Origin of the sequence: Desulfuromonas soudanensis (assembly GCF_001278055.1) — a bacterium.
In the GTDB taxonomy this organism is placed as follows: domain Bacteria; phylum Desulfobacterota; class Desulfuromonadia; order Desulfuromonadales; family WTL; genus Deferrimonas; species Deferrimonas soudanensis.
This window is the reverse complement of record NZ_CP010802.1, coordinates 2,526,039-2,544,419: the sequence shown is the minus strand read 5'-3', so window position 1 is coordinate 2,544,419 and position 18,381 is coordinate 2,526,039. Positions and strand designations below refer to the sequence as shown.

Genomic DNA, 18,381 nt, shown 5'->3' with positions numbered 1-18,381 from the left:
AATGAAGGGCGCAAACCTGTTTCACGCGACGCCGCAACGACGCAACGAAAATCCGGTTCCTGACCTTGATCCAAAAACGTGGCGTCGTTGCGGCGTCGCGTGAGGCAAAGATCTTGTTTTGCAGGAGGATGAGATGACCAGACTCGAAGGGGAACAGGTGCTGATGCGGATCTTCATCGGCGAGGGGGACCGCTGGGAGAAGAAGCCGCTCTACGAGGCGCTGGTGGAGATGCTGCGCCGCGAGGGGATGGCCGGGGCCACCGTTCTCAAGGGGGCGATGGGCTTCGGGGCCCGCAGCATCACCCACAGCGACAGGCTGCTGCGCTTTTCCTCCGATCTGCCGGTGATCGTCGAGGTGGTCGACAGCCAGGAGAAAATCGATGCCGTTCTTCCCTTCCTCGACGCCATGCTTGAAGGGGGGATGGTCACTCTGGAGAAGGCCCGGGTGATTCGCTATTTCAAAGTATGATGGTAAAGATTAAAGCTTCAACGCGGAGAGCGCAGAGAAGGTCCGGAGAACGCAGAGAAGAGCATAACCGGAAGCGTTTTCTTGGTTTAATCTTAAAACCAGACTTCTCAGCGTACTTTCTTTTTCCTCTGCGTCTCTCCAGAAGTAGGCGCCCCGAGGCGAGTGAGCACCGCGAACGGGCGTTGAGATCTCCGTGCCTAAAGTTTAAAGAGAGGAATTCGAAATCATGATGAACCGGATCAAGGCCCTTCTCGGTGCTGCGTCCGCCGAGGAATCGGCGGACCCTGGCGAACGGATTCAGGTGGCGACCTGCGTTCTGCTGCTGGAGATGGCCCATGCCGATGAAACCCTTCACACGCTGGAGGCGCAGCTCGTCGGCGATCTGCTGAGCCGCCGCTTCGACCTGCCGCAAAAGGATGTCGATGAACTGATGGCCCTGGCCGACCGGGAGCGCCACCAGAGTCACGACCTCTTCCAATTCGCCAAAGAGATCAATGCCCACTTCTCCCGGGAGGAGAAGCTGGAGATCATGGATACCCTGTGGCGCATCATCTACGCCGACGGAGTTCTCGACAAATACGAGGACGCCCTGATCCGCCAGCTCGCCACCCTGCTGCGCCTCACCCACCGCGAGATGATCGACGCCAAGGTCGCCGTTCTCGACGAACTTAATCCCGGGCGCTGAACCCGATTCCTACCATGGTCCCCTTCCCCCTGACCTCCATCGTCTCCCGCGCCCAGGAGCTCCTCGGCGAAGTCCTGAATGCCGGGGAGCTGGCCGTCGATCTCACCGCCGGAGGCGGCCGCGACACCCTCTTTCTCGCCCGCCGCGTCGGGCCGGAGGGGAGGGTGCTCTCCTTCGACATCCAGCAGGAGGCCCTGACCCGCAGCGCCGGACTCTTAACCAACGCGGGGATTTCCCCGTTCTTCCACGGCGCCCCTCCGGCCTCTCCGCTCCCTTGCGGGGTCCACCTGATTCACGACTGCCACAGCCGCCTTGAGAACTATCTGGACGCCTCTCCTTCTGCGGTCATCGCCAACCTCGGTTTTCTCCCCGGGGGAGACAAGGCGAGAACGACCCTCCCGGCGACGACCCTTGCCGCTCTCGGCTGCGCCCTCGAATCCCTTGCTCCCGGGGGGCGCCTGGCTGTTGCCGTTTACGTCGGTCACCCCGGCGGTGCGAAGGAGGGAAGGGTCGTCGAGGACCTGTTTCAATCCCTGCCGCCCCAGCGCTGGCAGGTCCTGCGCCTGCAGGTTTTCAACTGTGCCACCCCCCCTTTTCTCCTCATCGCTGAAAAGCGCTCCTGACCGACCCCTCCCTCCCCGTCCATTTGACATCCCGCCACGGCTGCTAGAATGAAATCAAGCCTTCAGTGAAAGGGATTCCATCATGAAAAAACAGATATGGCCGGTAATGCTCGTTGTCCTCTGTGCCCTGATCCCCGTCTTCGCTTTGGCGGCGCAGGGCACGGAAACGGAAAAGATCGATGTGGCCGTCGAGGTGCTGGAGCAGAACCTGACCATCCCCGAACGGGGGATTCCGCCGCAGCTTCTGAAAAGCGCCGAGGGGATCGCCGTCATCCCCGGCGTGCTCAAGGTCGGTTTCGTCGTCGGCGGCCGCTACGGGACAGGGGTGGTCATGGTGCGCAAGGAAGGCGCGTGGAGTCCGCCGGTCTTTATTTCCCTGACCGGAGGGAGCCTGGGTTGGCAGATCGGCGCCCAGTCGACGGACCTCATTCTGGTCTTCAAGACCCCGCGCAGCGTCGAGGGGATGATGAGAGGCAAGGTGACCCTCGGTGCCGATGCGGCCGTTGCCGCCGGACCGGTGGGGCGGCAGGTCGGGGGGGCCACGGACGCGGCGCTTAAGGCCGAGATCTATTCCTACTCCCGAAGCCGCGGTCTCTTTGCCGGGGTCTCCCTCGAGGGATCGGTCCTGCAGATCGATGACGAGGCCAACGCCGCCTTCTACGGCCGGAAAGGAATCAGCGCCGGGGAAATCTTTGCCGGCACGGGGATTGTCCTGCCGCCGGCAGCCGAAAAGCTTCTCAATGCGCTGCGTCGCTACGATGCGGGTGAGGGGGAGTGAGAGGGCAGGAGTTTGTCCTGGATAGCACCTCTTCTCCTTGACTGAATACTGGTGTTTCGGGTTCGGTTTGCGCCAAAAACGTTGCGTCGTTGCGTCGTCGCGTGAGGCCAAGGTCCTGGCTTTTCTGGCTCTGTTTGTCAATCACCCTGAGAGGGACATCTCCCGGGTGGTGCTTAAAAAGAAATTACAAAAAGGCTGGTTTCACGCGACGACGCGACGACGCAACGAAAATCCTTGATCTAATGCTTGTCTTGAGAAAAATTCAATGTCGTGTCGGGAAGGCGCGGCTCCTAGAAAAAGTATTTCAAAAAAACGCCGCCGCTGTCGCCGACGGAACCGAACTCGCTACGCGGCACCGAGAAGGAGAGGGTCGGAGCGGGCTTCTTTCCGCCGGTGAAGCTCCAGAAGAGCTGGAGATCGAAATTGTCGGCCAAGGAGATATCGAGCAGCGGCCGCAGGAGAAGGGAGCCGTCGGTGAGATTGGAAATCACCAGGGCGTTGAGGGTCACCAGGGGATGGGCCTCCCAGGACGGTCCGAGCAAAAGGTAGTGGCGGCCGAGGAGGAAGCTGAGCCCCTCGACAAAGGGGGCCGAGGCGGCCACCTGCGGGTAGTCGGCGGGTTCGTTGGCGCCGGCGCCGTTATACAGATATTCGGCGATCAGCACCAGGCCGCTGTCGAAGCGGTACCACCCCTCGGCGGCGCCGATGGCGAAGCGGTTTTCGCGATCCCCTCCGGCAAGACCGACATCCTTGCCGTCATAGACGGAAATCTCCCCCTTGAGCCCCAGCCCTCCCAGGCTCCCCGCCAGCCCCGCCCCGATCATCTCCCTCTCCCGCAGAACCCCCCCCAGGGCCAGAATGTCGATTCCCCGCAGGTTGTACGAGACGGTCGCCAGCCAGGCATTGTTCCTTTTTTCGTCGCCGAAGACCACCGTTCCGCCCAGTTGGCCGCCGAGGCCGAAATAGCGCACCCCCTTCAATGCGTCGACACCGGGGCGCACCTCGGCGTCGAGGGCGTCGGGCGGGAAAGGGGCGATGACGTCGAGGGGGGAGAAGAGAAGAATGCGCCCGAAGCCGATGGCCTGGCGGCCGGCGACCCAGTCGATCCCTCCGAGGGTGGCGCTGAGGTTGAGCCGGTCGATGGAGAGTTGTTGTTTGAAGTGTTCGTCTCCGTCGCGGTCGGCCTCGAGATCGAGGCGCCGGTTGGTGGACGAGCGGGGGAGGGGGAGGAGTGCGGCCGGATCGCTGTAGTACAGAAGGGACTCGGCGGATAGCTCGACGCCGACGCCGGGGCGCGGCTCGGCTTCGAGGTCGAGACGCAGGCGGTTGGCGGAGAGATCGGCGCTGACCGGAGGGCTCTGGAGGTGCATGTTCAGCGACTTGACAAAGCCGCTGAAATGAAGGGTGTCGCTCCCGGCGGCGGGAACGCCGCAAAGAAGGAGGAGGGCAAGGGGAGCAAAAATCCGGACCGATCGGCGGCGATTCAAGGCGCCTCCTCCGTCGGCTCGAGGTCCTGCCGTGAATCCGATTCGAGGCGGCCGTCCCGGAGGCGGATCACCCGCCGGGCGTAGTCGATGACCATGGGGTCGTGGGATGAGAAGACGAAGGTGGTCTTCTGCTCCCGGTTGAGCCGGCGCATCAGCTTCAGCAGTTCTTCGCTCGTCTGGGTATCGAGGTTGGCCGTCGGCTCGTCGGCGAGGATGACCGACGGTTCGGCGGCCATGGCCCGGGCGATGGCGACGCGCTGTTGTTGTCCGCCGGAGAGGTCTCCCGGCTTGCGATTTTCCAGCCCGGAAATCCCCAGGTCGGAAAAGAGCCCCTCGATGCGCCGCCGGCGCGCAGTGCGCGGCACCCCCTGCAGCATCAGGGTGAATTCGGCGTTTTCCGCCGCGTTGAGCACCGGAATCAGGTTGTAGGACTGGAAGATGAAGCCGACCCGGCGCAGGCGAAAATCGGCCAGGGCCCGGGCGCTGCACTCCCCGACATCCCGTCCGTCGATGACGACCGATCCCTGACTCGGCCGGTCGAGACCGCCTATCAGGTTAAGGATGGTCGTCTTGCCGCTCCCCGAGGGGCCGGCCAGAACCGTGAACTCCCCGGACTCGATGGCCAGGGTCAGTCTGTCGACCGCCGTGACCTGCTGATGGCCGAGGGGGTAGATCTTGGTGACGTTGTCCAGTGCGATCAGGGGCATGGTAACTCCGTCGTGGAGAAGGTGTCGCCTGCGGAGCGCCGGGGCGTTTCAGACATGGCGCATCGCCTCGGCCGGTGCGATCCGCGCCGCCTTGCGCGCCGGATAGAGAGAGGCCAGCAGGGAGAGGGCGAGGACGTAGAGGGCGATGCGGACCATGTAGGTGAGATCCCAGGCGGCGCGCATCACCGGATCGAAGACCACCCCGCCGAACTCGAGAGACTCGGAAATCAGGGAGCGCAGGTCGATGCCGTATTCGACCAGGTACCAGGTGAGGGCCGCGCCGAGGAGCGTTCCGAGGGTCATGGCGACGAGACCGAGGACCAGGGCCTCGGCCAGGACCATGCGCCGCAGCCTCCCCGGGGTGGCGCCGAGGGCGAGGATGACGCCGAATTCGCGGATCCGCTCCATCACCGACATCAGGAGGGTGTTGACCACCCCGATGGTGACGATGAGCATGATGATGATGAAGATGACCCGCTGGCTGGCGTAGTCGAGCTTGATGGCGTTGGCCAGGTTGGGCATCGCCTCCTCCCAGCTCAGGACCCGCACTTCCCCGCCGGGGGGGAGGAGGGCTTCGAGGAGGGGGCGCACCCTCTCTTCTTCGGCGCGTCCCTGCAGGATCACCGCCAGTTCGTGAACCCGACCGGGGATGCCGGCCATGGCGGCGGCCCGCTGCCGTCCGACCATCACCAGGGAGCCGTCGAGGTCCTTGATTCCCGTCTCCACCGACCCCCGCACCCGCAGGAGTTCGCTGAGAAGGTCGCCGTCCGGCCCCTGCAGGGTGACCACGAATTTGCTGCCGACGGATATTTTCAGTTCCTTCAGCAGTCGGCTGCCGAGGAGGGCGTCGCGGCCGTCGCTGCTGCCGATCATCTCCCCGGCGACGATTTTTTTCAGGAAGGGGTTGATCCCCGTCTCGGCCGGCGGATCGACGCCGGTCACGAGGACGCCGCGGCTCTCGCGGCTCGACTGGGCGAGGGCGGGGAGATAGACGCGGGGGAGGACCCGGGCGACCCCGTCGATGGCGGCAATCTCTTCGACGAGCGTTCCGGGGTCGAAGGAGAGCTCCTCCTTGCGGCTGCGGGCGTAGTCGCCGCGGTAGACGGTCAGGTGCCCGGAGCCGGCCCGCACCCCGCTGTCGATCATCTGGGCGTAGACGCCGAAGGAGAGGTTGTGACTGGCCTGGGTGAGCATGACGCTGAGGCTGATCGCCGCCAGGGTAATGAGGGTGCGGCGGCGGTTGCGCCAGAGATTTTTCCAGGCGAGGCGGAGAAATTCCATGGTCAGTCCTCGCGGATGGCCGCCACCGGATCGAGGCCGGCGGCCCGGTTGGCGGGAAGGAATCCGGCCAGCAGGCAGACCACCAGCAGGAGAAGGGACGGGACGATGAAGTTGGCCGGTTCCATGACGACGCGCAGCCGCGGCGCGATGGTGCCGCCGGCGTAGGTGATGGGGGTGATGGACTCGGAGAGGTCGATCCCCACCGTCGCCATGTAGAGGCTCAGCGCCAGACCGAGAGATATGCCGAGGGCCAGGGAGACTCCCCCCATGGCGAGGGTTTCCAGCAAAACCATGGCCCGCACCCGCCAGGGGCGCATCCCCAGGGCCATGAGGATGCCGAACTCGCGGGTCCTCTCCATGACCGACATGAAGAAGGTGTTGAGAATCCCCAGCCCGGTGGCGAAGTAGAGGATGGTGACGATGATCAGCCGGCTGACGTCGGAGGCGGCGATCGCCTCCTGCATCTCGGGGAGGAGTTGCCCCCAGTCCGTGGCCTCGAGACCTTCAGGGAGCTGCCCGTTGAGCTGCGCCGCCGTCGCTCCCGCCGTCATGGGATCCTCCAGGGACGCCGCCAACTCGTGAACGCGGTCGGGGAGGACGGTGAGCCGCTGCAGGGCGGAGAGACCCACGAGGACCAGGCCGTTGTCGTGGCGGCTGTCGCCGGTGGCAAAGATTCCCCGGAGCGTAAAGAGGTCGTTGCCGATGGAGCCGTCGGCGGCCTGGGTGACGAAGACCAGTTCGTCGCCGGGGTTCACCCCGAGGCGTTCGGCGAGGCCGCGTCCGAGGAGAGCGCCCTTTTCCGGGTCGTCGGGAAGGTAGGACCCGGCGACGATCTTCTCCTGGAGGCGGGTGACCTGGCGCTCGGAGGCCGGCTCCACGCCGAGAATCTCGGCGGGATCGCTCCTCTGGCCGTGGGAGACGAGACCGAAGGCGCGCAGCCGCGGGGAGATCCCCCGGACCCCGGAGGTCGAGGCGATCCTCTCGAGAAGCGCGGGGTCCGGAGAGAAGTTGTCAAAGAAGTCGCGATCGTCCTGGTACCCCGTCACCGAGACGACCAGGTGGCCGTAATACTGCTCCGTCGCCGAGGCGAGCATGTCGGAGAGCATGCCGGAGAAGATCCCGAGGGAAAGGATCAGCAGGGAGGAGGAGACGACCATGGCCGAAACGGTCAGGGCGGTGCGCCGCTTGTTGCGCCAGATATTGCGCAGGGCCAGACGCCAGAGCATGGTCAGCGCTCCTTGAGGGTGCGCAGGGAAAAGAAGGAGGCGGTCAGGGGGACGTCGAAGTTGATCTCCTGGTACTGGAGGACCGTCTCCTCCCCCGGCTTGTCGAGGGGGCGCACCGTCATGCGCATGGGGAGGGTGCGCCCGCCCGTCGTCCGGACGTCGGCGAAAAGGATCTCGCGCACCGGTATCATCCCCTCGTCGTAATAGGTAACCGTCCCCGGCACCAGGAGCGGCTTGAGGATTTCATAGACGATCTTCCCCCAGACCACCGCCGCATTGACCTTGGGGAGACATTCGATGAGATAGTGCTCGGGACTCTCCTTGAGAAGGGTGAAGGTATAATCCTCGTCCACATGACTCGCCTTGACCAGATCGTCGTTGGTGATGTGACTCCCCATCCACGCCCCGCCCATCATCGACGGCGGCACCTTGATCACCCGATCGACCCGGGGGAGATAGTTCCAGACCTCCTTGTCCACCTTGAGGGTGGCCACCCCCCGCTCCTTGGGCGGAGCGAGAATCCGCACCAGAAAGCGGTCGCGCTCCAGGGACCAGGCCTCCATCTCCAGGGAGCGCTGCCAGTGTTCGGTCCTGACCCGCATCTCGGTGCGGGCGTGGGAGCTGCTCCCGTGGTACTGCTGCTCGACATGACGGATCAGCTCGCGCAGCTCCAGGGCTTGGACCGATTGAGCGGTACATGGGATCCCGGTCAGGAGGATGGCTGCGACGAAGAATGAAAGGGAGGTGCTGCAGGAACTGGGCATGAGGGGTCTCCGGATGAGTTGGTCGATCCTCTGCAATTCTACACGGGATCAGGGGATGCGCCAGAAAACATCCCCCGATCCCTGATGAATTGACAGCAGTCCCCCTGAAGTGTTTAACTGCAGAATCGCATTCGACTTTCGACAGGGGCATACTCGGAGAAATCCGACGACGCAAAGCCATGGGTCCTCGGTTCCGCAAAGTGCGGTTCACGGATTGCCAGGTTGCCGAAGACGCTGCACCAGCTTGAAAAGGCTGAGCTGTATCTACTTGGCGCTTATCCCCTGTTCGGTGATGAGCGCCATTTTTGTTCCTGCCGCCTGCTTAATAAATTGATCTATTCAATCCGGGAGTATTCGCATCGTGAAGCAGACACTCCATAAATTCCAGCGCCTTCAGGATCAGACCGGCCTCGCCTATGTGCTTGTGATCGCTATGCTCCTGGGGACTATTTTTGCCGCCGAATTCCTGGTCATGTACCTTTTGCCGTTCATCGTCGGCAACAAGTCGGTCTTCGTCGCCAATCTTTTGGACGCCGCTCTCCTCTCCCTTGTCAGTGCCCCCTTCGTCTGGCTGCTGGTGGCCATGCCCCTGCGGAAGGCTGCCCTGTCGGAAAAAAACCGCGGTGACGCCATTCTCCGCTCCGTGGCCGACGGCGTCATGATCTTTGACAAAGAGGGGGTGATCAGGACTTTCAACAGCGTTTCGGAAAAGATGTTCGGCTATACCGAAGCGGAGGTGGTCGGTCAGCAGTTCAGCTTTCTGGTAAAACCCGAAGGGACAGGATGGGACCAGGACGATTTTCTTCCCCTCCCCAGCGGACCCAGGGGCGGGAGCGAACGCATCTGTTATGAAACGCTGGGGTGGCGGCGAGGGGAAGACCCCTTTCCCATTGAACTCTCCATCAGCCGCACCCGGCTCGACGGACAACCGGTCTTTATCGGCATCGCCCGGGACATTACGGAGCGCAAACAGGCCGATGCAGCGTTGCGGCGCAGCGAAGAGCGGTTCCGGTCGATCTTCGAACACGCCGTGGCCGGCATGAATACCATGGACAGCCAGGGACGGCTCGTTCAGGTCAACGATGCCTTCTGCCGGTTTCTCGGCTACAGCGGCGATGAGCTGCAGGGAGTGGCGATCGAGGATCTCACCCATCCGGAGGATCGGGCCGAAACCTGCGAGGCCCTGCGCGATGCGGCCGCCGGTCTGCGCCAGGTGTTCAACGGCGAAAAGCGCTACCTCCACAAAGACGGTTCAACGGTCTGGGGGCATATCTCCCGGGCCTGGGTCTTCGACGACGAGGGACGGCAGACCTATTCCATCGGCCTGGTGCAGGACATCACCGAGCGCAAGCGGGCGTCGGAGGAGCTCGATTACCTGACCCACCATGATCCCCTGACCCTGTTGCCGAACCGCCGGCTCCTCAACGACCGCATGGTCCATGCCCTGGCCCGGGCTAAACGCTCCGGAAACCAGCTCGCCCTCCTGCACCTCGATCTCGACCGTTTCAAGGTGATCAACGACTCGCTCGGTCTGGAGTGCGGCGATCAGGTCCTCAGGGAAATGGGGAGCCGGCTCAATAGCATGATCCGCACCGCCGATACCGTGGCGAGGCTGGGTGGGGACGAGTTCGTCGTTCTGCTCGAAGAGGATTGCGATGTTCAGAAGGCGGCGATCGTCGCCCAGAAAATCCTCGCCGAGATCGCCGCTCCCCTGTCGGCCGGCGGCCAGACCCTTGTTCTGACCGCCAGTCTCGGCATCAGTTTCTACCCGTCCGACGGCGGCACCCTCGAAGAACTCCTCAAGAGTGCGGAAAAGGCCATGTATCGGGCCAAGGAGGAGGGGCGCAACACCTACCGCTTCTACACGGCCGGGATGAATGCCCGCTCCCGGGAATTGCTCCTTCTCGAAGGGGGGCTGCGGCAGGCCCTGGACCAGGATGAGTTCATTGTCTATTACCAGCCCCAGTTCGACCTCCTGTCGGGAGCGCTGGTCGGCAGCGAGGCGCTGCTGCGCTGGCAGCACCCCCAGCTCGGAATGATTTCTCCCCTCGACTTCATCCCCATGGCCGAAGAGACCGGGTTGATTGTCGCCATCGGCAACTGGGTCCTGAAGAGCGCCTGCCTGCAGAATCAGCTCTGGCAAGAACGGGCCGGACGCCCGCTGCAGGTCGCCGTCAACATGTCCGCCCGCCAGTTCCGCCATGCCGACCTGCTGCAGGACGTTGTCGCCGCCCTGCAGGAGAGCGGTTTGTCGCCGGACCTGCTGGAGCTGGAGATCACCGAGAGCATCCTGATGGCCGATGTCGAGCAGGCCATCGAGGTGATGCGTCAACTCACCGTGCAGGGGATCCATTTTGCCATCGACGACTTCGGAACAGGCTATTCCTCCCTCAACTACCTCAGGCGCTTTCCGATCTCCAACCTGAAGATCGACCGCTCCTTCGTTCAGGATGTCACCACCGATCCCAATGCCGCCGCTATCGCCCAGTCGATCGTCATGCTGGCCCACAACCTCAATCTCCAGGTGGTGGCCGAGGGGGTCGAGACGGCCGAACAGGCGGATTTTCTCCGTTCGGTCGGCTGCAACCTGGTCCAGGGGTTCTTCTTCGGCCGCCCCGCGTCGGCGGTGGAATTTGAAAGACTCTATTTTAAATGACACCCGAAAAGGGCCGCCGAATTTCTTTGAATAGGCAAAAGATCGTACCGGCAGGCCGGATCCTCAGAATTCGAAGGCCAGTTGGGCACCGAGAAGTTCGCGGCGGTCGGGAACGTTGCCCTCTTCGTCGGCACTGAAATCCTGGTCGAACCTGCCGCGCAGGTATTCCAGAGAAAGGGTGGCGTCCTCCCAGAGACTCCAGGAGACGGCCACCCCGTACTGGCGTTCCGGTTGGCCGGCGAACTCGTCGCTCCCCTCGTAGCGGGCGGCCACCTCCACCTGCTCCACCGGCGCCCACGACACTTCGAGGTTCCAGGCCAGCGGCCTGTCCCCCTTTCCGTTGCCGTCGGCATCGAGATCGGCGGCGTCGAAGGACTGCACTCCCCCGAGAATCTCTGCGGAGGCTCCGAAGGGGCCGTGTTCGACCGTCGCAAAGGAGGACCAGCCGCCGACCCGCCGCCGGTACTCGGCGAGCAGCCCGGCATCGCTGTCGGCAAGGTCGGCCAGATAACTGCCGCCGAGCTCGATCCCCTCGGCCGGAGTGAGAACCAGGCTCGCTCCCCAGTCGTCAATCTGGTCCTCTTGACCGATTTTCCCGGCGTCGCCGTTGAAGACGAAGGCGGAGAGGGAGAAGAGGTCGTGGCCGTAACCGAGAAGCAGAGCCGTCTCCCGGGTCTCCCCCAGCGCCAGGGTCAGCGGGTCGCTGATGAAGTGGCTGTGATAGACCCCGAAGGGGAGGTAAAGGCGCCCGAAGCGACCGAAGAGCGAAGGGAAGTAGATGTCGACGGCGGCCTCGTCCACCTCGAGATCGGTGTCCTCGTCCCCGAAGGCACCTTCCTCGAAGAGGAGGCTGATGTTCCCCCGCACCCTCTCGGTCAGCTTCACGCCGAGGGCGATCTGGGCGGTCGCAAGCGTCAGATCGCTGGCGGCATCGGCGGTGCCGTCGGCAAAATCCACGTTCTCGGCCGCGGCTTCCACCTCGATCAGGCCAGAGATGGTGATGCGGTCGGTGATGTTCCTGGCCCGCCCGGCGGCCTTCTTCTCGGCGAGGGTGTGGTAGGGCTCGACCTGACGCTCCCCGGCCGAAGGATCGGGTGTTTCCGGCGAGGCCGGTGTTTCACCCCCGGCGGCGGTGTCGCCGTGGGCGAAGCTCGGAGCGGGAAAAGTCAGGGCGAGGAGCCCGCCAAAGAGCAGGGCAGGGACGATTCGGGACATCTTGCCGGTCATTGCTTTCCTTTCTCCTTCAGGCTTATGTAATGCAGTTAAAGTATCCGCACCTGCCTTGCGGACAGTCTCTGATCGATACGATTTACTGGCGCCGCGCAGCCCGAGAAGGAAGAGGGTTGGTCCGTCTCCTCGGTTGGTTGATATTGAAATCGGTTTTCATTTTGATCGAAAGGCGCCGACCGGGTCAAGGCAAAAATGATTATCGTTTTCAAAGAATGACCGAATTCTTTCCAAATCCGGCGGCTAGGTCCCGGCGGGGGATGCGCATTCACGACCCGGGAGATTCGATGGACACCGGGCGCTTTGGGCTCATTCCTCTCGTCAAATACCCGGGGGGATCAGTCGCTGTGCTTGACCAATTCCCCTCTCTGCATTACAGTGTCTCCCCGCTGGAAAAAACACGACCCTTCAGGAGCTTATCCCTAATGACCCGAATCGAATTGCCCCGCGAGAAAAAGGTGGGGCATCTGACGTTGCTCCGCCAACAGCGCAGCTTGACCTCCAGGGAGTTCAACGCCCTCACCGCCGATGAACGCCTCGAAATCATCCGCCACGCCCAGGGGATGAACAAGTACAACCTGATGCTTGAAGCGGCCGATGTTGCAGAGCTCGTCCCCCGTCTGGCCGCCCAGGAAGTCTATCTGCTGATCAAGGAAATGGGGAGCGAGGACGTGACCGAGCTCCTCGACCTGATCTCCACCGATCAGTTGACGACCATTCTCGATCTCGACTGCTGGCAGGGGGACACCCTCCAGGCGGAGCCTTCGCTGGTGTGGATGCAGTATCTCCTCGACGGCGGCGAGGAGCGGGTCATCCGCGCCATCAAGGAGCTCGACTTTCTGCTGCTGGTCCTCATGTTCAAGAAATTCGTCACCGTCCCCCGCGGACCCGAATCGTACGATGACGACGATGAGCGGATGGAGGCGATGGTCGCCGCCGGCGGCTACGAGCTGGAGTTCCACGACCCGGAGAGTTCCAAGGTGGTCAGCGCCGTTCTCGACATCGTCTTCCGCCACGAGCGGGAGGAATTCACCCGGCTGATGGAATGCGTGCGCTGGGAGCAGGAGGCGATGCTCGAGGAAGAGGTCTACGGCCAGCGGGTCGGACGCCTGCAGGATCACGGTTTTCCCGATCCCTTCGAAGCCCAGCGGGTCTATGCCCGCCTCGATCCTGCCTCTTTTGCCGTCGAGAACCATCGCAAGAAGGGGCTGGGGCTCGTCAGCGAAGAGGGGGCCGCACCCGGTTTCATCCTCACTGTCGCCCGTCCCCGCGACCTCCTGGCCGAGGTTCTGGCCGGGGGCCTGCGGCCGGAAACGGCCTGGGAGCTGACCTTTCTCCTCAACAAGGTCATGAGCGCCGACAAGGTTGACGTCGGCGACCTCGCCTCCGTCCAGACGGCCATGGAGGAGGTCTACCGCTATCTCAACCTGGCGCTGGAGGAACTCTCGGAAGGGGATGTGGCGCGGGCGGCCACCTGCTTCGACGATGTCTATCTCGAATCCCTTTTCCGCCTCGGTTTCAGCCTGACTCTCGAGCTGCAGCAGCGGGCTCTCCGGGTGCGCAAATCGGCCGGAGCTTCCTATCTCGACGGCCCCTTCCGCGCCCTCCTCGACGGCCTGGTGCGGAAAAAACCCCGTCTCTTCGAAGGGGTCCTGGAGGAAAACCGCGGCGGCGAGCGCCCCTTTGCCACCCTGCGCGATCTCCGGCTGGCCGGCGAGTGGCTGGAGCGCCTCGAGCTGCAGCTGCAGCTCTTTGCCGGACACTTCCCCTTCGAGCTCCCCCTCCCGGAAAGCCTCGACCTGTCCGGCTGTTACCCCGACGATGCCGCCGATCTGACCCTCTCCGACTTCTTTCTCACCGCCCTGGCCAACCGCCTCCAGGGACGGGACTTCCTCCCCGAGCCCTTTCCCCAGGCGGAGCTCGGGGCCCTCCACGACCGGGTCTGTCGCGACGGCCTCCTCGCCGAGGAGCTGCGCCGGGACACGGGGCAGTGGCTCGAATCCCTCCTCCCGGGGACCGGACCCTTTGCCGATTATTGCCTCGATCTGTGGGCCGAGGATTTTTGCACCCGCTCCTCCGCCGAACTCGACCCCCGTTATCTCGGCGGGCTGATCGTCCGGAGGGGTTGATTATTTCGGACTGACTTCGAAAACGAAGCGGGAGAGTTGAGCCAAGGATGATTGGGAGGGGGCGCTGGCAGGAAGCGGCCCCCCCTTTTTTTTTACCAACGTTTCAGCCCATCTGTTTCCGTAGAAGAAGCCGGCAGGGGGGCCAAAGGTGACAGATTTTGTTTTCGGCAGGTGACAAAAATGGGCAAATAATTTCAAAGGGTTCCCTCTCTTTTTTTTCCTTGGATCCGAAAAAACCCTTTTAATCCCGGGACTCCTAGGCGGTCATATTTTTCATTAAAGAACAAAACATATATGGTGGAAATTAATAGAACTTGATGGAATTTAATAATTTGAATACCTAATATATTGGAACATAACTATTTTTGAATCCGTCACTGTATCCGGTCGATGAAGCAGGCCTGGGATTTGCATATTTCTGGCTATTCGAAGCCTCCCGGGCCAGGATTTGCGCTTCTTCATCGAGCCCGACCCAGGAGAAACATCCCTGGCCGCGGTGTGGAAGTGGAGCAGCTGATCCGGGGGAAATTCTTTTCATGTTGCAGCAAAGGAGACAGAAATGAAGAAAATGTTCCTGATGGTTGCCATGGTTTTTTCCCTGACACTCGTCGCCGCCGCCAGCTCCCTGGCCTTCGACAATGTCACCCCTTCGGATGCCTACGCCCTGGCGACATCCAGCCCTGACTTCTACATCGTCGACGTCCGGACCATCGCCGAGTGGCAGTGGGTCGGCCACCCCGGAAAGAACAAAGCCGGAGAAGGGGCGGCCCTCGAAGGGAAGGTCGTCAACATCTCCTCGATGATTGAGAAGAAGGGGGTTCTGATCGACAACAAGCGCTTTCTCAAGGATGTGGAGGAGCGCTTCCAGGACAATTGCGACGCGGTTCTGATCCTTATGTGCCGCAGCGGCGGTCGCAGCGCCGCGGCCGCGGCGCTTCTCGAGGCGAAGGGATACAACGTGCTGAACATGACCACCGGTTTCGAGGGGGGCACGGACGCCAACGGTTATCGCACCAAAAACGGCTGGAAGGTCGATGGTCTCCCCTATACCTTCGCCGGTGAGGGCTATTCAAAGTAACTTTTCTCGACGCGCTTAAGAGTCAAAGCTTCGACACGCGCTGTCAAAGAACCGACCGTGCTGTTCGGCAAATAAAGAAGGAAGGGACCGGCCCGTAGCCGGTCCCTTCCTGTCCTGCGTTCGAGAACCCGTCATTGAACAATGCAACACCCAAGAAAGGAGCTCAGACTTTGCAGAAAACTATTTTCAAAGCCGCTGCCGTTTTGGCTACCCTCCTCATGGTCGCCGGTCTGGCCGCTGCCGCCGACGAATTCGTGCTGCGACCCAAATATCCCAATGTGAAACCGATCTCCACCGACGAACTGGCCAGGGTTTATGACCAGGCAGTCATCGTCGATGTCCGCTCCGACATCGAGTACGATGTCGCCCATATCACCAAGGCCGTGCACATTTCCATTTCTCAGGGAACTTTTATCGGCGAACTGGAAAAGGCCCGGGCCAAGGAGAGCGCCTCGCCTCTGGCGTTCTACTGCAACGGCACCACCTGCGCCAAGAGTTACAAGGCGGCCGAAGAGGCCATGGCGGCCGGTTTTGCCAACGTCTTCTGCTACGATGCCGGCGTCAACGCCTGGATCACCACCCATCCCGAAAAAGGGACCCTGATGGGGCGGACCCCGGCGGTCAAGGAAAAGCTTCTCAGCGACGAGGCCTTTTCCGCCCGCAAGATCGGCTATGCCGAGTTCGCCAAAAAAGCTTCCGAGGCCAATTCCCTGGTGATCGATATTCGCGAGCCCTTCCAGCGGGCAAAAGACCCCCAGCTCCCCCAGAACAAGATGCTGACCCTCTCCGGGGTGCGCAACATCCCCTCGGACCGGCTGGTTCCTCTCCTCAAGAAAGGGGAGTTCAAGGACAACCAGCTACTGATCACCGATGCGGTGGGCAAACAGGTACAATGGCTCCAGTATTACCTGGAGGACAACGGGTATAAGAACTACTTCTTTCTCGACAACGGGGTGCTGAGCGCCGCAAAGGCCGGGGCCGTCAAGTAGCCGATTGTTCCTTCTCCGTCGGCGAACGACGGAATCGGAAAGGTTTTTTTAACTCCGATCGTCTGGCCCGTGGCGGGTGCCCATGGGCCGGACTTTTTTGTCAATTCCTGAACCGGGGCCTAGCCGGGGGGAGCCTTTGGTGATGTTCATGAATTGGAACAAGTCCATCACGGCCAGGTTTATACTTGTTTTGTTGCTGGTGCTGCTGGTCGGGCAGGGGATCGGAACCTTTTTCTTTTTGCGCACTACGCGCATCAAGTTGCTGACGGACCTGCACGGCCGGATGGAACGGACCGTTGGCCAGGCGGCGGCGGTGGTCGCCGACCCGCTGTTGAACTACAACTTCCCCTTCATCGATTCCTGTCTCGAAGGATACCTGCAGGATCCGGACATCCTCTCCGTGGGGGTGTTCGACGACAAGGGGAAGGTCATTGCTGAAAAATCGGCAGGTGAAATCGACCTTGAACCCTTTGTTTCCACCCGGACGATCCTCTCCGGAGAGACGGTTCTCGGGGAATTCAGGATCACCTATGCCGGGCGAACCATCGACGCCTGGATGGACAAAAGCCTGATGGTCATTCCGTCCTATCAACTGGCCATGCTCGTTGCCGTCGCCGCCATCCTCATTCTCCTGCTCAACTTCCATATCCGCACCCCGTTGTCCGAAATTAACCGGGTGGTGAAGCGAGTTACTTCCGGAGATCTTACCGTGGCCATGCCCCGTTTCCGGGAGGACGATATCGGCGTCATTGCCCGGGGCGTCGGCTTTCTCGTTGAAGGGCTGGCCCGGACCATCGCCCGAATCCACTCCATTTCCAAAAACTCCTTCGGTGCCATGGGGGAGCTCAGCGTCACCTTCGATCACGTCAACAGGGTGATCGGTCAGCAGCAGGCGTCCATTGGCGAGGTCTCCCGTTCGGTTAAAAGCGCTTCCGAGGCCCAGCAACGCATCGTCGAGGGGACCGCAGAGCTTCTCAACCTGTCCGAGGGGAATGCCTCGGCCCTTCTGGAGATGAAGGCGACTTCGGAGGAGATCGCCGGAGGTACGGAGCAGCTCAGCGGCAACATCAACAATTCCCTCTCCACGCTCACCCAGCTGACCCAGACCGCCAAGGTGGTCGCCGGGATGGCCGACGAGGTGACGCGGGCGGTGGAGAGCTCCTCCTCCTCCATCGAAGAGATCTTCGGCTCCCTCAAGGAGGTGGAAAGCATTGTCCGCCAGTCGACCCTCCTCAGCGATGAAACGACCTCCATTATTTCCGAAAAGGGGATGGCGTCCGTCGCCAATGCGGCCCAGAGCATGCGCTCCCTTGAAACGTTCATGGCGGCTCTGTCTTCGTCGATCAAGGGGATGGAGACGCGCTCCAGGGACATCGGCCAGGTGCTGACGGTCATCGGCGAGGTGACCAATCAGCTCAAACTCTTGAGTCTCAATGCCCAGATCATCGCCGCCCAGGCCGGCGTCCACGGTCAGGGGTTTGCCGTCGTGGCCAACCAGATGCGCCAGCTCTCCGAACGCACCGCCAACTCGACCCTGGAGATCGAAGGAATCGTCTCTCTGCTGCAGGAGGAGATCAACGGGGTGGTCCAGGGAGCCGGTGATGCCACGCGGGTCGTCGGGGAGAACAACCGGGTGGTACAGGAGACCGCCGAGGTGTTCAAGGAAACCCTGGGAGCCTCGCAGCGGGCGGCGGAGATTTCCCGCAAAATCGAGCGGGCCTCCATCGAGCAGACCCGGGGACTGGAGCTGGTGGTACAGGCCACAGAGCAGGTTCGAAGCCGGATTTTCGAGGTCAATCGCGCCACGGACGAGCAGGAGAAGAGTACGGCCTATCTGCTGCGCAATCTCTCTCCGCTCAGGGACGGCATGGAAATGACCCTGCGGGCGACGCAGGAGCAGGTGCGCAGTGCCCGGGTGATCGCCGACAATATCGAGCTGGCCAACCGGAAAACGGTGGATATCTCGTCCGCGGCCCAGGAACAGCAGGCCGTCAATCAGCAGATCATGGCGGCCACCGAAGACCTGCTGGGCATGGCTGCTGAAACTTCCGAACAGGTCCAGGGAAATGCCCGGATCCTGCAGGCGCTCAACGATGAAATTGCCCTGCTCAAGGGGGAGATGGAACAGTTCCGGATTTCCGGCTGAAGGGCGCGGGAAGATGGACGGACAATTGATTTGCCGGCAAGCGAAAAGGCCCGGGTGCAGATGCACCCGGGCCTTTTTTCGGTGTACGTGAAAAACCAAAAAGAACACGTCAAAGGCCTGTTTCACGCAACGACGC

The 18,381-nt window shown here is 62.1% G+C and carries 15 protein-coding genes and 1 riboswitch; of the genes, 9 read left to right on the top strand and 6 right to left on the bottom strand.

The genetic code is table 11. From position 1 onward, the window contains the following. Positions 1–133 precede the first annotated feature (133 nt). The 4 genes from DSOUD_RS11415 to DSOUD_RS11400 all read left to right on the top strand — a co-directional run bounded on the left by DSOUD_RS11415 (position 134) and on the right by DSOUD_RS11400 (position 2,555). The gene (locus tag DSOUD_RS11415) at positions 134–469 is read left to right on the top strand and encodes a DUF190 domain-containing protein (RefSeq protein WP_053551132.1); all 336 of its coding nucleotides are present in this window, start codon (positions 134–136) and stop codon (positions 467–469) included. A 226-nt stretch (positions 470–695) separates the two neighbouring features. Beyond that, positions 696–1,154 carry a tellurite resistance TerB family protein gene (locus DSOUD_RS11410; protein WP_053551131.1) on the top strand — a complete coding sequence of 153 codons (459 nt, stop codon included), beginning with the start codon at positions 696–698 and terminating at the stop codon, positions 1,152–1,154. Positions 1,155–1,168: 14 nt separating this feature from the next. Further along, positions 1,169–1,777: a tRNA 5-(aminomethyl)-2-thiouridylate-methyltransferase MnmM gene (mnmM, locus tag DSOUD_RS11405; protein ID WP_053551130.1), complete on the top strand. Its 609-nt coding sequence runs from the start codon at positions 1,169–1,171 to the stop codon at positions 1,775–1,777. 82 nt (positions 1,778–1,859) lie between these two features. Further along, positions 1,860–2,555 carry a lipid-binding SYLF domain-containing protein gene (locus DSOUD_RS11400; protein WP_232426437.1) on the top strand — a complete coding sequence of 232 codons (696 nt, stop codon included), beginning with the start codon at positions 1,860–1,862 and terminating at the stop codon, positions 2,553–2,555. A gap of 290 nt (positions 2,556–2,845) precedes the next feature. On the opposite strand, the gene DSOUD_RS11395 is transcribed toward DSOUD_RS11400, so the two are convergent. Genes DSOUD_RS11395 through DSOUD_RS11375 form a run of 5 tightly spaced genes read right to left on the bottom strand, consistent with a single transcriptional unit; the run spans position 2,846 to position 8,020 of the window. Next, positions 2,846–4,042: a hypothetical protein gene (locus DSOUD_RS11395; protein ID WP_053551128.1), complete on the bottom strand. Its 1,197-nt coding sequence runs from the start codon at positions 4,040–4,042 to the stop codon at positions 2,846–2,848. Further along, positions 4,039–4,749 (bottom strand): ABC transporter ATP-binding protein, encoded by a 711-nt coding sequence (locus tag DSOUD_RS11390; RefSeq protein ID WP_053551127.1) that lies wholly within the window; start codon positions 4,747–4,749, stop codon positions 4,039–4,041. Before DSOUD_RS11390 ends, DSOUD_RS11395 begins: the two co-directional genes overlap by 4 nt. A 48-nt stretch (positions 4,750–4,797) precedes the next feature. After that, positions 4,798–6,030, bottom strand: coding sequence for an ABC transporter permease (locus tag DSOUD_RS11385; RefSeq protein WP_053551126.1), 1,233 nt, complete (start codon positions 6,028–6,030; stop codon positions 4,798–4,800). 2 nt (positions 6,031–6,032) lie between these two features. Continuing rightward, a complete protein-coding gene (locus tag DSOUD_RS11380; RefSeq protein WP_053551125.1) occupies positions 6,033–7,256 on the bottom strand; it encodes an ABC transporter permease in 1,224 nt (407 codons plus the stop codon). A 2-nt stretch (positions 7,257–7,258) separates the two neighbouring features. Beyond that, positions 7,259–8,020: an outer membrane lipoprotein-sorting protein gene (locus DSOUD_RS11375; RefSeq protein ID WP_082351237.1), complete on the bottom strand. Its 762-nt coding sequence runs from the start codon at positions 8,018–8,020 to the stop codon at positions 7,259–7,261. A gap of 136 nt (positions 8,021–8,156) precedes the next feature. Then, positions 8,157–8,250, top strand: a riboswitch (cyclic di-GMP riboswitch). Between the two features lie 131 nt (positions 8,251–8,381). On the opposite strand from DSOUD_RS11375, the gene DSOUD_RS11370 reads away from it, so the two are divergent. Continuing rightward, a complete protein-coding gene (locus tag DSOUD_RS11370) occupies positions 8,382–10,676 on the top strand; it encodes an EAL domain-containing protein (protein WP_053551124.1) in 2,295 nt (764 codons plus the stop codon). 63 nt (positions 10,677–10,739) lie between these two features. Here DSOUD_RS11370 and DSOUD_RS11365 read toward each other — a convergent pair whose 3' ends face one another. Continuing rightward, entirely contained in the window at positions 10,740–11,903 is a 1,164-nt protein-coding gene (locus DSOUD_RS11365) for an LbtU family siderophore porin (protein WP_053551123.1), read from the bottom strand. Positions 11,904–12,328: 425 nt separating this feature from the next. Between DSOUD_RS11365 and DSOUD_RS11360 the strand changes: the two genes are divergently transcribed. From DSOUD_RS11360 to DSOUD_RS11345, 4 genes are all read left to right on the top strand, one after another. Then, entirely contained in the window at positions 12,329–14,032 is a 1,704-nt protein-coding gene (locus DSOUD_RS11360) for a DUF6178 family protein (protein ID WP_053551122.1), read from the top strand. A gap of 559 nt (positions 14,033–14,591) precedes the next feature. Next, entirely contained in the window at positions 14,592–15,110 is a 519-nt protein-coding gene (locus DSOUD_RS11355; RefSeq protein ID WP_053551121.1) for a rhodanese-like domain-containing protein, read from the top strand. 170 nt (positions 15,111–15,280) lie between these two features. After that, positions 15,281–16,099, top strand: a complete 819-nt coding sequence (locus DSOUD_RS11350) for a rhodanese-like domain-containing protein (protein ID WP_053551120.1) — start codon at positions 15,281–15,283, stop codon at positions 16,097–16,099. A 148-nt stretch (positions 16,100–16,247) separates the two neighbouring features. Beyond that, on the top strand, positions 16,248–18,245 hold the full coding sequence (locus DSOUD_RS11345; RefSeq protein ID WP_157671850.1) for a methyl-accepting chemotaxis protein: 1,998 nt from the start codon (positions 16,248–16,250) through the stop codon (positions 18,243–18,245). The last annotated feature ends 136 nt before the right edge of the window (positions 18,246–18,381 follow it).

What these genes read in the sequence shown, in the direction of transcription:
- DSOUD_RS11415 (WP_053551132.1), top strand. Translation starts at nt 134, where the DNA reads ATGACCAGACTCGAAGGGGAACAGGTGCTGATGCGGATCTTCATCGGC.
- DSOUD_RS11410 (WP_053551131.1), top strand. Translation starts at nt 696, where the DNA reads ATGATGAACCGGATCAAGGCCCTTCTCGGTGCTGCGTCCGCCGAGGAA.
- mnmM (WP_053551130.1), top strand. Translation starts at nt 1,169, where the DNA reads ATGGTCCCCTTCCCCCTGACCTCCATCGTCTCCCGCGCCCAGGAGCTC.
- DSOUD_RS11400 (WP_232426437.1), top strand. Translation starts at nt 1,860, where the DNA reads ATGAAAAAACAGATATGGCCGGTAATGCTCGTTGTCCTCTGTGCCCTG.
- DSOUD_RS11390 (WP_053551127.1), bottom strand. Translation starts at nt 4,749, where the DNA reads ATGCCCCTGATCGCACTGGACAACGTCACCAAGATCTACCCCCTCGGC.
- DSOUD_RS11385 (WP_053551126.1), bottom strand. Translation starts at nt 6,030, where the DNA reads ATGGAATTTCTCCGCCTCGCCTGGAAAAATCTCTGGCGCAACCGCCGC.
- DSOUD_RS11380 (WP_053551125.1), bottom strand. Translation starts at nt 7,256, where the DNA reads ATGCTCTGGCGTCTGGCCCTGCGCAATATCTGGCGCAACAAGCGGCGC.
- DSOUD_RS11375 (WP_082351237.1), bottom strand. Translation starts at nt 8,020, where the DNA reads ATGCCCAGTTCCTGCAGCACCTCCCTTTCATTCTTCGTCGCAGCCATC.
- DSOUD_RS11365 (WP_053551123.1), bottom strand. Translation starts at nt 11,903, where the DNA reads ATGACCGGCAAGATGTCCCGAATCGTCCCTGCCCTGCTCTTTGGCGGG.
- DSOUD_RS11360 (WP_053551122.1), top strand. Translation starts at nt 12,329, where the DNA reads ATGACCCGAATCGAATTGCCCCGCGAGAAAAAGGTGGGGCATCTGACG.
- DSOUD_RS11355 (WP_053551121.1), top strand. Translation starts at nt 14,592, where the DNA reads ATGAAGAAAATGTTCCTGATGGTTGCCATGGTTTTTTCCCTGACACTC.
- DSOUD_RS11345 (WP_157671850.1), top strand. Translation starts at nt 16,248, where the DNA reads ATGAATTGGAACAAGTCCATCACGGCCAGGTTTATACTTGTTTTGTTG.